The 1,744-nt window shown below is 68.9% G+C and carries 1 protein-coding gene and 1 pseudogene; one reads left to right on the top strand and one right to left on the bottom strand.

Translation table 11 applies throughout. From position 1 onward, the window contains the following. Window positions 1-92: 92 nt before the first annotated feature. Entirely contained in the window at window positions 93-1,100 is a 1,008-nt protein-coding gene (locus ACIPIA_RS15610; RefSeq protein ID WP_400510876.1) for an aldo/keto reductase, read from the bottom strand. Between the two features lie 154 nt (window positions 1,101-1,254). Between ACIPIA_RS15610 and ACIPIA_RS15605 the strand changes: the two are divergent. Next, a pseudogene (locus ACIPIA_RS15605) lies at window positions 1,255-1,744 on the top strand (hypothetical protein); the annotation flags it as partial.

Raw genomic sequence — 1,744 nt, 5'->3', positions numbered from 1 at the left:
CCTGACCTCGACCGATGGCTTCGAGAAGCCCTGGTGCGGCTCCGCCATCGTGGTCGGCGGCTTCTGCATCCTGAACTGAGGGCCCGCGCCGTTCAGGCGCGGCTGACGCGCCCTTCGAGCGGATAGGCCGGGTCGGAATAGCCCGGCGTCGACGGATGGCCGGCCGGCACGAGACGATCGACCAGCTCCTCGTCCTCCTTGTCGAAGCCGGCATCAAGCGCGGCGAGATAGGCTTCCCACTGCTCGAAGGTGCGTGGCCCGGCGATCGCCGCCGTCACGAAGGCATTGTTCAGCACCCAGCGCACCGCGAACTGGATCGGCGTCAGCCCCTTCCGGGCAGCATGCTCCTTGATGGCCTGGGCGATGATCAGGCTCTCTTCGCGCCATTCCGCCTGCATCATCCGGCGGTCTCCGCGTCCGGCACGCGTGCCCTCCGCCGGCGCCTGGCCGGGAGCGTATTTCGCGGTCAGAACGCCGCGCGCCAGCGGCGAATAGGAGGCGACGCCCAGCCCGAAATGGCCGCAGGCCGGCAGATGCTCGACCTCCGGCATGCGGTTCATCGCATTGTAGTAGGGCTGGCTGACCACCGGCCGGTCGATGCCGATCTCGTCGCAGAGGCGGCAGATCTCGGCGAGGCGCCAGGCGCGGTAGTTGGAGACGCCGAAATGCCGGATCTTGCCCTGCCGGACGAGGTCGGCGATCGCATGGACCGTCTCCTCGAGCCGCGTCGTGTGATCCTCCTTGTGGAGGTAATAGATGTCGATCGTCTCGGTGCCCAGCCGGCGCAGGCTGTCCTCGCAGGCCCGAATGACCCAGCGCCGCGACAGGCCACCGCTCATCGGCCCCGGTCCCATCGCATTCGCCACCTTGGTCGCCAGCACCCAGTCGTAGCGATTGGCGGAAATGGCACGCCCGGTGATCTCCTCGGAGCCACCTTCGTTATAGGCGTCGGCGGTATCGATGAAATTGATGCCGGCTCCGCGGGCGCTGTCGACGATGCGTCGCGAGGTCGCCTCGTCGGTCTGGCCGCCAAACATCATCGTGCCCAGGCACAGCGGCGAGACCTTGAGGCCGGAGCGTCCGAGGCGGCGATATTCCATGGCTAGCATCCTTCGGGATAAGACGGCAGAGCCTGCCGCAGCGCTCCCCGCCGGGCCAGTGGCCCTGACGCAGCCGCGCCCTGCGCGCCGCAGCTGCCGCAAGGAAATGCTTAATCTTTCCTGAGAGGATGGGCCGTCGTCACATGGCAATCCGATGAACCTCGCCCAGCTCGTCCAGAGCCAGAATTTCGCCACCCTGCTGCAGGCGCTCGGCGTGACGGGCGAGCTGACGGCCGGACGGACGGTCCAGGCAAGACTGCTCGCGCTCGAACCGGACGGCACCGCGACCGCGTTGATCGGAGACAGCAAGGTGGCGCTCGTCCTCGCCGGGCCGGAAGCGAAGCAGGCCACGCTGCAACCGGGCGCAACCCTGCTGTTGCGGCTCGATCCGCCCGAACGGCCCGGCGGCGACCTGCGTGCGACACTGGTCGAGGTACGCCCCCCGGCAACCGCGCCTTCCTCGCCTCCATCCCCTCAGCAGCCGGCGCCAAGCTCGCCATCCACTCGGCCGGATGTTCCGGCACCGGCAGGCGGACCAGCGATGAGGCCCCTCCCGACAATTCCGGGCATCATTCCGGCTGCCGTGCCCGCAGCGGCGCCGCAGCCCAGCGCCGCCGGCGCTCTGACGGCCGCCGATCGACCCG

Source organism: Allobosea sp. CER48, from assembly GCF_044752385.1.
Classification (GTDB): domain Bacteria; phylum Pseudomonadota; class Alphaproteobacteria; order Rhizobiales; family Beijerinckiaceae; genus Allobosea.
This window is presented reverse-complemented; position numbering and strand designations above follow the sequence as displayed.